Source organism: Brachybacterium sp. GCM10030268, from assembly GCF_042666305.1.
Taxonomy (GTDB): domain Bacteria; phylum Actinomycetota; class Actinomycetes; order Actinomycetales; family Dermabacteraceae; genus Brachybacterium.
Map to the genome: position 1 here is coordinate 99,732 of NZ_JBHTCW010000006.1, position 11,835 is coordinate 111,566.

The following is an 11,835-nucleotide window of genomic DNA, read 5'->3' on the forward strand; positions in this document are numbered from 1 at the left end:
ACATGGACGACTGGACACAGACATTGGGAGCAGGTCCGCTGCTCGGCATCGCCGCCGCGGCGGTCGCCCTGATCCTCATCCTCATCATGCGCTTCCGCGTACATGCGTTCATCACCCTGGTGGTGGTCTCGGCGCTCACCGCGATCGCCGCCGGCGTACCGATGGCGGCGGTCTACGAGACCATGTCCGAGGGATTCGGGTCCACGCTGGCCTCGGTCGCCATCCTCGTCGCCCTGGGCGCGATGCTCGGCCGCCTCGTCGAGCACTCCGGGGGCGCCAAGGCTCTGGCCGACCGCATGATCGACACCTTCGGCGAGAAGCGCGCCCCCTTCGCGCTGGGTATCTCGGCACTGATCCTCGGGTTCCCGATGTTCTTCGACGCCGGCCTGGTCATGATGCTGCCGATCGTCTTCGCCGTTGCTCGCAGGCTCTCCAGCCGCTCCGTGCTGCTCTATGCCATCCCCACCGCGGCGGCGTTCTCGGTGATGCACGTCTTCCTGCCCCCGCACCCCGGCCCGGTCACCGCCACCGAGCTCTACGAGGCCAACCTGGGCCTGGTGCTGCTGATCGGCGCCCTCATCGCCTTCCCGCTCTGGTACGCCGCAGGCGCCGTATGGGGCCGCATCGTCGCCGCCCGCGTCCCGCTCCCGGTGCCGACCATCTTCGGCACCGTCGACGACGACCAGCCCGCCGCCCCGCCGGCCGTCGGCACCGTCATCGCCCTCCTGCTGCTGCCGATGCTGCTGATCCTCATGAACACCGGCCTGGACGCCCTGGGCTCGGTGGGCGCGGTGGATGCCGACGCGACGTGGGTCGCCGTGCTGTCCTTCCTCGGCACCTCGGCGATGGCGCTGCTGATCACCGTGATCGTGGCGACGTTCGTGCTCGGCCACCGGCGCGGCGAGAGCGGCTCCGCCCTGGAGAAGGTGCTGGACTCTGCGCTCGGCCCCATCTGCTCGGTCGTGCTGATCACGGGCGCGGGCGGGATGTTCGGCGGCGTGCTGCAGGCCTCCGGCATCGGAGATGCCCTGGCCGACTCCCTGGGCGGCATCGGGCTACCGGTCTTCATCGCCGCCTACCTGATCGCGGTGATCATGCGACTGGCCCAGGGCTCCGCGACCGTCGCCCTGGTCACCGCTGCCGGTCTCGCATCCCCGGCGGTCATCGCGGGCGACTTCAATTCGCTGCAGGTCGCCTGCATCGTGCTGGTCACCGCGGCGGGCTCGGTCTTCGCCGGCCACGTCAACGACTCCGGCTTCTGGCTGGTGGGCCGGCTGCTGGACATGGACGTGAAGACGACGCTGAAGACCTGGACCGTCCAGCAGGCGCTGCAGTCCGTGATCGCCTTCGCGCTCGTCGGCATCATCTACCTCATCGTCTCGGCTTTCTGACGCGATCGCCGGGGCCCGAGCCGCGCCAGGCTCACTTGAACCCGGAGGACTTGATCGACTCCACGATCTGGCGCTGGAAGAAGAAGAAGATCAGCAGCGTCGGCATCGCCGCCACCGTCGAGGCGGCCAGCACGTAGTTCCAGTCCGAGGCGTATTGCTGCTGGAAGGTGGCGATGCCGAGCTGGACCACGCGCAGGTCCGGATCCGAGGTGATCGTCAGCGGCCATACGAACGAGTTCCAGTTGGTGAGGAAGAAGAACACGGTCAGGGCCGAGAGGATCGGGCGAGACAGCGGCAGGATCACGCTGCGGTAGATCCGCCAGTAGCTGGCGCCGTCCACCAGCGCCGCCTCCTCGAGCTCGGCGGGCAGGGAGACGTAGAACTGGCGCAGCAGGAAGATGCCGAAGGCGTTGAAGATCGCCGGGATGATCAGGCCGGCATAGGAGTCGACCATGCCGAGGGTGCGGACGACCACGAACGTCGGGATCAGGATCACCGGCAGGCTCACCAGCAGGGTCGAGAAGATCAGCAGGAAGATCGTCTCGCGACCGGGGAAGCGCAGCCGGGCCAGGGCGTAGGCCGCCATCGAGTGGAACCACAGCGCCAGCACCGTCACCGCGGCCGAGACGATGAAGCTGTTGAACATGTACCGCAGGAACGGCACCTGGGTGAACACGTAGGTGAAGTTCTCCAGCGTCGGCTCCGAGGGCAGCAGCGCGGAGCCGTTGACCTCGGCGGCGGGCTTGAAGGCACCGGTGACCATCCAGACCAGCGGGAAGATCGTCATCAGCGCCAGCAGCACGCCGAGGATGAACAGGAGCGTCGTCGTCGGCGTCCAGCGTCGCCGGCGGCTCGGGCTCATCGCGGGCCGGTCGGATACGGATCCTGCCCGGTGCGGCTCGGCCCGGTGGGCGGGGGAGGGGTGCGGGGTGGAGACTGCGTCGCTCATTCGAAACGACCTCCCTTGGTCAGAGCGAACATGACGGCGGACCAGGCGAGCATGGCGACCACCAGCACGGAGCCGATGGCGGCCGCATAGCCGAGCTCACCGAACAGGAAGGCCTGCTCGTAGATGTAGAAGATCAGCAGGGACGTGGCACCGGCGGGGCCGCCGCCGGTGAGGACGAAGATGAGGTCGAGCCCGCCGGTCATCACGGCCACGGTCGACGTGATCAGCACGAAGAAGCTGGTCGGCCGCAGCAGCGGCAGGGTGACGCGGCCGAAGCGCTGCCAGGCGCTCGCGCCGTCGATGCGCGCCGCCTCGTAGTACTCGCCGGGGATGTCCTGCAGCCCGGCCAGGAAGATGATCATGTAGTAGCCCATCTGGAACCACACGGTCACCACCACCACCGTGCCGAGCGCCAGGTTGGGCTGTCCCAGCGGGGAGATGTTCTCGAAGCCGAGCAGGCCCAGCATCCGGCTGAGCACGCCGACCCGGTCGGCGAGCATGAACTGCCAGACCATCGCGACCACCACGAGGCTGACCACGTAGGGCACGAACAGGGCGCTGCGGATGAGGCCGACGAAGGGCAGCTTCTGCTGGACCAGCAGCGCCAGCCCCAGGCCGAACACGAAGATCAGGGGGACCACGGCGACCAGGTACAGCAGCGTCACGCGCACGCTGGACCAGAACTGCGGGTCGCCGATCATGCGCACGTAGTTGTCCACACCGATGAAGTCGAAGGACCCGAAGCCGTCGACCCGGAAGAAACCCAGGACGATGGCCAGCACCATCGGCACCGCGACGAAGACCAGCAGTCCGAGGGTGTCGGGCAGGAGGAACCAGAAGGCGGCGCGGCGTTCCCGGCGCGCCCGGGTGTTGCCCAGGGTGGAGGGCCGGGAGGTCCCCGTCCCGGTGGCGGTGCCCGCGGTGCGGGCGAGGCGGACGGTGTTCACAGCAGGGGCCCTCCCTCGTAGGTCTCGAGGTAGCTCTCGATCGCGTCCTGTGCGGTCGCGGCCTCCTCGGCAGGGTCGGCGCCGCCCAGCTGGGTGGCCTGGATGGCGTTGGAGACGGCTTTGTAGATGACCGGTGGGAAGCGCGGCTCGGCGCGGCCGGTCGGGAGGATCTCGTCGCGGAACTGCTGGAGGATCGGCTCCTCGAAGGCGCCGGTATCCCCGATCGCCTCGGTGACCGAGGTGCGGGCGGGGATGTTGCCCTTGGCGACGCCGTTCCACTGGACGCCGGCGTCGATGGATTCCTGGCTCATCGAGCCCATCACCTCGACCGTGAGCTGGGCGGCGGCCTCGGGGTCGCGGCCACGGGCATTGACGCACCAGGCCCAGCCGCCCAGCGTGGTCACGGATTCGCCGCCGGGTGGGGCGGGCAGCGAGAAGACGCCGTACTCGTAGTCCGGCGCGTTCTGGCGCAGCGCCTCCACGTCGAAGATGCCGCCCTGCCACATGGCGGCATAGCCGCCGGTCAGAGCGCTGACGATGTCGCCGTTGGCCGGGCGTGTGCGGGGAGCGGCACCGCTGGTGATGGCGTCCTGGAACAGCTGGAGAGCCTGGATGCCGGCTTCGCTGTCGAAGACGGGGCGCTGGCTCTCGACGTCGATGACGTCCCCGCCGGCCTGCCACAGCCAGGGGTAGAAGGTGAAGTTCTGGTAGTAGCCCGGCAGGGTCTCCAGCACCAGGCCGGCGCGTTCGCCGCCGGTCATGCGTTTGCCGAGCTCGAGCATCTCGTCCCAGGTCGTCGGCAGGTCGCCCTCGGAGAGCCCGTGCTCCTCGAAGGTGGCGACGTCGTAGAAGATCGCCAGCGGCTCCTGCTCCATGGGCAGCCCGTAGATGCCGTCGCCGACGGTGCGGGTGGCCAGCGCCTGGGGGTAGAAGTCGTCGATCGCCTCCTGGCTCATGTACGGAGCGAGGTCCACCAGTACGCCGCCGTTGTAATAGCGCAGGAAATCGCCGGGGGAGATGAGGAAGATGTCCGGTCCGGCCCCGGAGGCGAAGGCAGTCACCAACCGGGTGTTGGTCGGATCCGTGTAGCCGGGGATGTAGACCGGTTCGACGGGTCGGCCACCGGCGTCCTCCCAGGTCTTCAGCACGTTCAGGAACCAGTCGTTCTGGGCGACGAGGTTCGGATCCTGCTGATCGATGGGCGCGTAGAACTGCCAGAACTGCATCGGATCGGACGCGCCTGCACCGCCGCCGGAGCCGCAGCCACCGATGGTCAGCGCGCCGCCGGCGCCGACGGCCGTCGCGGCCCCGCCGCGCAGCAGGTTCCGCCGGCTGAGGAGAGGTTCTCTGCTCGCAGGGTGGGTTCTCATGGTCGCCTTCCGTGGCGTGGGGAGGTCTGCACGTGGCCTTCCTCGGAACACGTCGTCGTGGCGCAGCCGCGGTGCGGTGGCGAAGCTGCGGAGGTCTCGACGCGGCCGTCTGGAGGAGGGAGCATGGGCGTCCGCTCCGGCGTCTATGCCCGGCCGTCGTCAGTAATCGATTTATCGCTACGGTAGAGGCAGGGGAGATCGGCGTCAACCACGGCTCGTGGGCCGCTGTCGGACTCCACCCTCCCGCACCCAGGCCCGGGTGGATTGACGGTGCGCGCCGCCTCTCGTATCGTGCCAGTAATCGTTTCCCACCCGCCGTCCTCTGCCCCGGTTCCTCCCTGCGATATGGCGGGGTGGGGCCACCGACGACGAATCACCGTTGATCCGACTCCCAGGGAGTACCCGCGTGACCCACCTTCCCAGCCCCGTCGCCCGCCTGCGTCCCGTGCAGACCCGCTCCATCAGTCCCGAGAACTTCGACGGCTCCCCGGGCGGCGGAGGCCGCGCCACCGACGGCACCGGCGCGGAGGCCGCGCGCGATCTCGGGCAGGGCTGGAAGGTCTCGCCGAGCGTCAACGTGAAGGCGGGGGAGACCTTCACCCTCGCCGACATCGACTCCGCCGGCGTCATCACCCACATCTGGATCACCACCCACACCGACCACTGGCGCCACCTGGTGGTGCGCGCCTACTGGGACGGCAGCGACGAGCCCGCGGTCGAAGTCCCCTACGGCGACTTCTTCTGCAACGGCTGGGGCCTGTTCTCGCAGGTCGACTCGCAGATGGTCGCCGCCAATCCGCACGGCGGCTTCAACTCGTACTGGCCGATGCCCTTCCGCGAGGGCGCGCGCCTGACCCTCGAGAACACGGCCGACGCCGACGCCCGCGTCTACTACCAGGTGACCTACGAGCTGGGCGGTGACCACAGCGAGGACGCCTACTTCCACGCCCAATGGCGGCGCTCCAACCCCCTCGATGAGGCCACCGAGCACGTGCTGCTCGAGGACGTCGAGGGTCACGGACAGTACGTGGGCACCTACATCGCCTGGGGCGTGAACTCCAACGGCTGGTGGGGCGAGGGCGAGATCAAGTTCTACATGGACGACGACCTCGCCAGCGGCCGGGACGGTGGCTTCCCGACGATCGCCGGCACCGGCACCGAGGACTACTTCGGCGGCGCCTGGAACTTCGACATCCCCGGCCAGGGGTACACCGCCTTCTCCACCCCGTACCTGGGCATGCCGCAGGTGATCCGGCCCGACGGTCTCTACATCGCCCAGCAGCGCTTCGGCATGTACCGCTGGCACATCGCCGACCCGATCCACTTCTCCACCGGCCTGCCGCGCGTGGACATCCAGGCGCTGGGGTGGAAGTCCGCCGGGCGCTACCTGCCGCTGCGCGACGACATCGCCTCCACCGCCGTGTTCTACCTCGACCGGCCCGCCACGGCCCGCCCGTCGGCCCCGACGTTCGAGGACATGGAGATCCACCTGGGATCCGGCGCCGCTCCCCACAGCCCCGCCGGTCCCGCCCGCACCGACCACAACTCGGGAGAGCGCTCATGACCACCACCACCGCCGCCCAGCGCAACTACGACCTCCCGGCGCCCCGCGAGGTCGCCCCCGCCCCGGAGAACACCGTCTACCTCATCCCCAGCGGTGACTCGCGCGAGAGCGCGAACCTCCCCGCCTGGCCGTTCCAGCAGGAGCTCGAGCGTCTCGTCTCCGACGCCGTCGGCGCCGCCGGAGGGCAGGTGCGGCGCGGCTTCGAACCGGACCCGGAGGTGGGCCACGGCTTCATCCGCTCCCAGCGCATGGGCATCGAGGTGTTCAAGCACATCCCGCCCGAGGCGCCGCTGATCGTGGCCACCGCCAACTGGCAGTACAGCCACCACGTCCTCGCCGGGCTGCGCAGCCACCGCGGCCCGATCCTGACGGTGGCGAACTTCGCGCCCGAGTGGCCGGGCCTGGTGGGCCTGCTGAACCTCAACGGCGGCCTGACCAAGATGGGCCGCGAGTACTCCACCCTCTGGACGGTCGACGGCACCGACGACTGGTTCCGCGAGGGCGTGGCCACCTGGCTCTCCACCGGCCGCCTCGAGCACGACGAGCGCCACGTGCGTCCGCTGCCGCCCCTGCCCGCCAATGCCGAGGTCGAGCTGGGCCGGGCCCTGGCCGATCAGCTCCGCGCCGACAAGGCCATCATCGGCATATTCGACGAGGGCTGCATGGGCATGTACAACGCGATCATCGACGACGAGATGCTCAACCCGCTGGGCATCTACAAGGAGCGGCTCTCGCAGTCCGCCCTGTGGGCCGAGATGCAGACGGTCACCGACGAGGAGGCCGACGCCGTCGGCGCCTGGCTGCAGGAGGCCGGGATGACGTTCCGACTCGGCACCGACGAGGCCACCGAGCTCACCGAGAACCAGCTGCGCGGGCAGTACAAGATGTACATCGCGGCGCTGCGGATCAGCGACGACTTCGGCCTGGACGCCGTGGGCATCCAGTACCAGCAGGGACTCAAGGACGTCACCCCGGCCTCGGACCTCGTCGAAGGTCTGCTCAACAACGTCCAGCGCCCCCCGGTGACCAGCCGTGACGGCTCCCGCGTGCTGTGGGAGGGCCAGGCCCTGCCGAACTTCAACGAGGTCGACGAGGGCGTCGCCGTCGATGCGCTGGTCACTAATCGCCTCTGGACCGCGATGGGCATGGACCCCGCCACCACGCTGCACGACGTCCGCTGGGGCGAGGAGTACGACGGGCAGTACGTGTGGGTCTACGAGATCTCCGGCTCCGTCCCGCCCAGTCACTTCCCTCGCGGCTACGCCGACGCGGAGGGCTGGCGGCAGGGCCCGGCGTTCTTCCCTGCCGGCGGCTCGACCATCAACGGCGTCTCCAAGCCCGGCGAGATCGTCTGGTCCCGCGTCTACATCCAGGACGGCGGCCTGCACGTCGACCTCGGCCGCGGCAGCGTCGTCGAGCTGCCCGAGGAGGAGGTGCGCCGCCGCAAGGAGCTCACCAACCCCGAGTGGCCGATCGCGAACGTGGTGCTGCACGGCGTGAGCCGTGACCAGTTCATGGGCCGGCACAAGGCCAACCATGCCCAGCTCGTCTACGCTGATGACCAGGGCGCGGCCGACCGCGCCTTGACCGCGAAGGCAGCTTTCTTCGAGCGTCTCGGGGTCATCGTGCACCTGTGCGGCGATGCCGAGATCGTCCAGGACTGAGCGACGTCCGGGACCGAGCGACGGGCACGGGCTCTCCCGTCGCCGCCCGAAGAGGGCATGAACCGACCGGACCACCGGAACGACCCAGGAGAAGCACATGGTGACGCCACGGCCGACGATCATGGACGTGGCGCGCGCAGCGGGGGTGTCCTCGGCGACGGTCTCGCGGGTGATGAACGGTGCCTCCACGGTCGACAAGGAGCTCACCCGGAGAGTGCGGGCGGCGGTCCGCTCGACCGGGTACGTGCCCAACGCCATGGGCCGGTCCCTCCGCCGCGGCGGTACCTCGCAGATCGCCGTGGTCGCGCCGGATGCGGAGAACCCCTACTTCACCCAGATCATCAGTGAGGTGGAGCGGATCGCCCGCGGCCGGAACCACTCGGTGACGGTCGCCCACACCGAGGACGACCTCGAGGTCGAGCGCGAGTGCTTCGCCCAGCTGGTGGGTCGGCACGTCTCCGGGGTGCTGCTGGTCCCGGTCCACAGCACCCTGACCGACCTGACGCCGCTGGCCGATGCCGGCATCCCGGTGGTGCTGGTGGACCGCTGGATCGAGGGGGCGAACACGGACCTGGTCGCCACCGACAACCTCGACGCCGGCCGCCAGGCCGCCCGCCATCTGCACGAGCGCGGTTTCCGCCGCCCGGCCGTGATCGCAGGGCCGACGGACCTGCGCACCACCGAGGATCGCGTGGCCGGGTACCTCACGGCATGGCGCGAGGCCGGCGTCGACGTGGACGACCCCGCCGTGCTGCGCGGCGACCTCCACGTCGAATCCGGCACCGCGATGATGGAGCAGATCCTCGAGGGCGCCGCGGCGGACTGCGTCTACGTCACCAACAACCGCATGTCCGCCGGGGCCTTCGAGGCGGTGCGCGGCAAGAGCAAGGTGCCGGCGCTGCTGGCCACCGACGACGATCTGTGGACTCGCCTGGTCACCCCGTCGATCTCCGTCGTCCACCAGCCGGTGCGCGCCACCAGCCGGGCCGCGGCCCGCATGCTCGGACAGCGCATGGCCAACCCCGACGAGGACCCCTCCACCACGCTGCTGCGCTCACGGATCATCGAGCGCGAGTCCACGCAGCCGCGCAGTTGAGTCCCCGCGCTGTGAGCTGAGACATAGGATCCTCCCATGACTGCACCCACGCGCCGCATCGGATCCCTGACCGTCTCCGCCCTCGGACTGGGCGCCATGCCCGTCTCCTTCGGCCGCTCCGAGCCCGTCCCGCACGAGCAGGCGATCGCGACCATCCACGCCGCCCTCGACGCCGGGATCACCCTCATCGACACCGCGGACATCTACGCCCCCAGCTGGGACACGATGGGCCACAACGAGAAGCTGGTCGCCGAGGCCCTGGGCTCCTGGAGTGGGGACAGCTCCGCGATCACCCTGGCCACCAAGGGCGGCATCACCCGCAGCGAGGGCGAGGTCAGTGGCCGCGACGGCTCCGCCGCCTACCTCCGCTCCGCGCTGGAGAAGTCGCTGAACGCCCTGGGCACCGACAGCGTCGACCTCTACTACTGGCACCGGCCCGACCGCAGCATCCGCTACGCCGAGGGCGTCGAGGCCCTGGCCGCCCTGCGCGAGGAGGGCCTAATCCGCGAGATCGGTATCTCCAACGCCAACGTCGAGGAGATCGACGTGGCCCGCGAGGTGCTCGGCGACGGCGGTCTCGCCGCCGTGCAGAACCAGTTCTCGCCCACGTTCTTCCATACCAGCGCCGGCGAGCTGCGCCACTGCGGTGAGCACGGGATCGCCTTCGTCCCGTGGTCGCCGCTGGGCGGCACCGGCGGCGGCGCCCGCGCCGTGGGGGAGCGGCTCCCGCAGATCCAGCGCATCGCCGAGGCCCACGCCGTCAGCCCGCAGCAGGTCGTCCTCGCCTGGGAGCTCTCCCTCGGCGAGCACGTGGTCCCGATCCCTGGCGCGGGCCGCCCGGAGTCCATCGTCGATTCCGCGCGCGCCATGACGCTCGAGCTCACCGACACCGATCTCGCCGAGCTCGGCGAGATCATCGCCTGACCCCGGGGAGCGTCCGTCTGATCCCCAGGGATGCTTGCCTGATCCCGGGGGATGTCCGTCTGATCCCGGCGAGATCATCGCCTGGTCCCGGGGATTGTCCGTGTGACCCTGGCGCCGACACCGCCGTAGTGGTCGCTATGCGTACGCCATAACGACAACGACGGCGGTGTCGACCCGTGGCGGGCAGCAGCAACGGAAATTACCGGCCCTGGCGGGGCGATGCGCGCCTCAATCGGGTTGCCGGCTGCCCACGCCGGGCGTAGCGTGTCCGCGTCCATGACGGGAGAGGAGCACAGCATGCCCACGACGCATGCAGGAAGCGGGGCGGCCCACGCGGCCTGCTCGGTGTGACCTCGGCGTGCCCGCACGCCACCACGACGCTCACCTGAACACTCTCCCGCGCGCAGGGACACCCGTCCGAGTACGGGGCGGTCCCGCGCGCCCGTCGTGAGGACGCACCCATGAACCCCCTGACCGAATCCCAGATCCGCAGCTCCTTCGTCAACGCCAGCAAGGGCGACGCCAAGCGGGCGAGCCTGCCCGACCTCGCCCAGGTCCGGTGGGACCAGCTGGACTACCTCGGCTGGCAGGACGCCAAGCGGCCCCGTCTGCACTACGTCGCCCTCGAGGTCGACGACTCCGTGGCCTGCCTGTTGCTGCGCGGCAACGACACCGCTCCCACCCGCAAGATGCTGTGCGCGTGGTGCGAGGACGTCATCGACGGCCTCCACGCCGCGTCCTTCGTGGCCCCGCTCGCCGGGGACTCCGGCCGGCGCGGCAACTCCATCGGCACCGCAATCTGCGCGGACTTCCGCTGCTCGAAGAACGTGCGACGGGCGCCGACCCCGGTCGAGATCCGCACCGAGGACCCGGCACTGCTGGAGTACTACCGCGAGCAGAAGATCGCGGGGCTGCAGGAGCGCTCGGCAGCGTTCGTGCGCTCCGTGCGCACCCGCTGACCGGCGTCAGCCGCAGCGCACGCCGCGGAGCCGTTGCCAGGGCCGGCACCGACGTGCCCCCATCCCGAGCATCCTCGTTGTGGGGCCGCTCCACGTCGAGCACCCCCGTTGTGGGGCCGCTCCACGTCGAGCACCCCCGCTGTGAGGCCGCTTTGAGGTGCCCTTAACGGCCACTCAGAGGGGGTGCTCCGGCGGGCGTGGGGAGACTGACCGGAACGTGCTGGACAACTGGCTCGGGCAGGACCGGGCTCGTGGCTCGGCGAGCGCTGGCGGGCGCTGATCGGCAGGCCCGGTCAGCCGCAGCGCACGACGGCATCGGCCCGGTCCCGCGTGGCGGCGACCAGGCGGGCATTGGCCTCGTCCGGCCCCAGCGCCCAGTCGCGGGCCCGGGCGGGGCTCTTGCCGAACCGTTCGTGGCGGGCGATCAGGCGTGCGTGGCGCTGATCGTCGGGCGTCTCCACGAACCAGCGGGCATCGAGCATCGTGCGCACATGGGCGAAGGCATCGTCGGCCAGGAGGTAGTTGCCCTCGGTGATCACCAGCGGCACGTGGCCGGCAACCTCGATCGCTCCGGCCAGGGGCTGCTCGAGGTCGCGTTCGAACATCGGCGCCCACACCGGCGGATCCTGCCGACGCGCGGTGCGCAGCCGCTGCAGCAGCGCCACGTAGCCGGCGGCGTCGAAGGTGTCCGGGGCGCCCTTGCGCTCCAGCCTGCCCAGTCGCTCGAGCGCGACGTCCGCCAGATGGAAGCCGTCCATGGGGACGACGATGCAGGACCTGGCGGGCAGCTGTTCGGTCAGCACATCCGTGAGCGTGGACTTCCCGGCGCCGGGTGCCCCGGCGATGCCGAGCAGACGGCGCGTCCCGGACCGCATCGCCTCATCGAGCAGTGTCAGCGCGCGGGCCGTCGCCTCCTCCATCGACAGCACGGGCGGCCCTCCGCCGCCTTCTGCTGGTCTGGCGCGGGTAGT

The 11,835-nt window shown here is 70.1% G+C and carries 10 protein-coding genes; 6 read left to right on the forward strand and 4 right to left on the reverse strand.

The features are described 5' to 3' along the window. Positions 1–2 precede the first annotated feature (2 nt). On the forward strand, positions 3–1,391 hold the full coding sequence (locus ACFQRD_RS10435; RefSeq protein ID WP_377015807.1) for a GntP family permease: 1,389 nt from the start codon (positions 3–5) through the stop codon (positions 1,389–1,391). Between the two features lie 31 nt (positions 1,392–1,422). Here ACFQRD_RS10435 and ACFQRD_RS10440 read toward each other — a convergent pair whose 3' ends face one another. From ACFQRD_RS10440 to ACFQRD_RS10450, 3 genes are read right to left on the reverse strand one after another with little or no spacing between them, the layout of a single operon-like run. Then, positions 1,423–2,340 (reverse strand): carbohydrate ABC transporter permease, encoded by a 918-nt coding sequence (locus ACFQRD_RS10440; RefSeq protein WP_377015810.1) that lies wholly within the window; start codon positions 2,338–2,340, stop codon positions 1,423–1,425. Further along, on the reverse strand, positions 2,337–3,287 hold the full coding sequence (locus ACFQRD_RS10445; protein ID WP_377804184.1) for a carbohydrate ABC transporter permease: 951 nt from the start codon (positions 3,285–3,287) through the stop codon (positions 2,337–2,339). The genes ACFQRD_RS10440 and ACFQRD_RS10445 overlap by 4 nt, the downstream gene beginning before the upstream one ends. Further along, positions 3,284–4,657 (reverse strand): ABC transporter substrate-binding protein, encoded by a 1,374-nt coding sequence (locus tag ACFQRD_RS10450; RefSeq protein WP_377804186.1) that lies wholly within the window; start codon positions 4,655–4,657, stop codon positions 3,284–3,286. The genes ACFQRD_RS10445 and ACFQRD_RS10450 overlap by 4 nt, the downstream gene beginning before the upstream one ends. A 406-nt stretch (positions 4,658–5,063) precedes the next feature. Here ACFQRD_RS10450 and ACFQRD_RS10455 point away from each other — a divergent pair, with 406 nt between their 5' ends. From ACFQRD_RS10455 to ACFQRD_RS10475, 5 genes are all read left to right on the forward strand, one after another. Continuing rightward, positions 5,064–6,221 (forward strand): glycoside hydrolase family 172 protein, encoded by a 1,158-nt coding sequence (locus ACFQRD_RS10455; RefSeq protein WP_377804189.1) that lies wholly within the window; start codon positions 5,064–5,066, stop codon positions 6,219–6,221. Continuing rightward, the gene (locus tag ACFQRD_RS10460) at positions 6,218–7,885 is read left to right on the forward strand and encodes a fucose isomerase (RefSeq protein ID WP_377804191.1); all 1,668 of its coding nucleotides are present in this window, start codon (positions 6,218–6,220) and stop codon (positions 7,883–7,885) included. The genes ACFQRD_RS10455 and ACFQRD_RS10460 overlap by 4 nt, the downstream gene beginning before the upstream one ends. Before the next feature lie 97 nt (positions 7,886–7,982). Next, entirely contained in the window at positions 7,983–8,981 is a 999-nt protein-coding gene (locus tag ACFQRD_RS10465) for a LacI family DNA-binding transcriptional regulator (RefSeq protein WP_377804192.1), read from the forward strand. 36 nt (positions 8,982–9,017) lie between these two features. Next, on the forward strand, positions 9,018–9,905 hold the full coding sequence (locus ACFQRD_RS10470) for an aldo/keto reductase (RefSeq protein WP_377804193.1): 888 nt from the start codon (positions 9,018–9,020) through the stop codon (positions 9,903–9,905). A gap of 461 nt (positions 9,906–10,366) precedes the next feature. Continuing rightward, positions 10,367–10,864 carry an FBP domain-containing protein gene (locus tag ACFQRD_RS10475; protein ID WP_377804194.1) on the forward strand — a complete coding sequence of 166 codons (498 nt, stop codon included), beginning with the start codon at positions 10,367–10,369 and terminating at the stop codon, positions 10,862–10,864. A 293-nt stretch (positions 10,865–11,157) separates the two neighbouring features. Here ACFQRD_RS10475 and ACFQRD_RS10480 read toward each other — a convergent pair whose 3' ends face one another. Continuing rightward, positions 11,158–11,784 carry a nucleoside/nucleotide kinase family protein gene (locus ACFQRD_RS10480; protein ID WP_377804226.1) on the reverse strand — a complete coding sequence of 209 codons (627 nt, stop codon included), beginning with the start codon at positions 11,782–11,784 and terminating at the stop codon, positions 11,158–11,160. Positions 11,785–11,835: the final 51 nt, after the last annotated feature.

Coding starts and splice junctions, on each gene's coding strand:
- ACFQRD_RS10480 (WP_377804226.1), bottom strand. CDS start 11,784: ATGGAGGAGGCGACGGCCCGCGCGCTGACACTGCTCGATGAGGCGATG.
- ACFQRD_RS10435 (WP_377015807.1), top strand. CDS start 3: ATGGACGACTGGACACAGACATTGGGAGCAGGTCCGCTGCTCGGCATC.
- ACFQRD_RS10440 (WP_377015810.1), bottom strand. CDS start 2,340: ATGAGCGACGCAGTCTCCACCCCGCACCCCTCCCCCGCCCACCGGGCC.
- ACFQRD_RS10460 (WP_377804191.1), top strand. CDS start 6,218: ATGACCACCACCACCGCCGCCCAGCGCAACTACGACCTCCCGGCGCCC.
- ACFQRD_RS10470 (WP_377804193.1), top strand. CDS start 9,018: ATGACTGCACCCACGCGCCGCATCGGATCCCTGACCGTCTCCGCCCTC.
- ACFQRD_RS10475 (WP_377804194.1), top strand. CDS start 10,367: ATGAACCCCCTGACCGAATCCCAGATCCGCAGCTCCTTCGTCAACGCC.
- ACFQRD_RS10450 (WP_377804186.1), bottom strand. CDS start 4,657: ATGAGAACCCACCCTGCGAGCAGAGAACCTCTCCTCAGCCGGCGGAAC.
- ACFQRD_RS10465 (WP_377804192.1), top strand. CDS start 7,983: ATGGTGACGCCACGGCCGACGATCATGGACGTGGCGCGCGCAGCGGGG.